Source organism: Bacillus sp. JJ722 (genome assembly GCF_036963345.1).
Lineage (GTDB): Bacteria > Bacillota > Bacilli > Bacillales > DSM-1321 > Bacillus_AD.
Genome location: NZ_JBALMO010000115.1, coordinates 35,794 through 36,901 on the forward strand (window position 1 = coordinate 35,794; position 1,108 = coordinate 36,901).

The 1,108-nt window shown below is 30.8% G+C and carries 1 protein-coding gene; it reads right to left on the minus strand.

The genetic code is table 11. The annotated features are described in order from the left end of the window. Positions 1 to 183: 183 nt before the first annotated feature. A partial coding sequence (locus V7014_RS15215; RefSeq protein ID WP_335508281.1) for a tyrosine recombinase XerC occupies positions 184 to 1,108 on the minus strand: 925 nt, incomplete at its 5' end.

The window sequence follows — 1,108 nt, forward strand, 5'->3', positions numbered from 1 at the left end:
TAAACTTTTCAGCAATAGTAATAGATTTATTTTAACGCATTTTTCTACTTCTTTCTATAACTATAGACACATCGATATGTATTTTTCGACATTTTATTTATTGAGTGATCTGGATAAGTTTTGCTTTCAAATATAAGGAATAAATATGTTATATAGTTAGTTGACATAATATTATTATTGATATTACTTGTTAAATGGATTATTTTCAATAACACTACGAATTTCTTCATCTTCCACATGAGTATAAATTTGCGTTGTGGAGACACTTGAATGCCCTAAAATATGCTGTAAACTTCTAATATCGGCACCGCTTTTATACATTAATGTGGCTGATGTATGCCTTAGCTTATGTGGTGTCAGCTTATTCTTGTTCAGCCCAGAATTTTCATTTATAAGTTTTACAATTTTTGCAACCGTTTGTCTTGTGAGCCTTGTTCCCTTCTGCGAAAGAAATAAAGCATCTTGATCCTCGACAGACGCAATATGTTTACGCTCTTTTTCCTTATAAGTTTCAAGTGCTTCAACGCAAACTTTATTCAAAAAGACAGTTCGCTCTTTATTACCTTTACCTATTATATGTAATGTGTGGCCATGAATTGAATGTAAATTTAAATTGCACAACTCAGTAACACGAATTCCTAAATTCAAAAAAAACATCATCATGCAATAATTGCGGTAATAGTGCTTGTTTCTTGGGATTCCTAATAAAAACTGTTCAGATTCCTCCATATTCATATAGATAGGAGTCTTCTTACCAATCTTCGGGTTTTCTAATTCTTCTGCGGGGTTCTCTTCTAGTAATCTTCTCTTTCCCTTCAAATATTTGAAAAATGATTTAATAGTTGCTCCTTTTCGAGATCTAGAATATGCACTATTGTTTCGTTGAACCTCGCAATACTCCAGAAATAAATAAATATCTTCAAGAGATATCTCCCGAATCCAATCAACTGTAATATCATCTATTTCAATACTTTCCATATTGTTTATATCTAAATCATCTTGAATGGCTTTTAAAAATCGAAAAAATAAAACCAAGTCATATTCATATTCTTTTCTCGTACGCATAGACTTTCCTTTAATAGTCGTTAAGTATACTAAAAAATCTTTT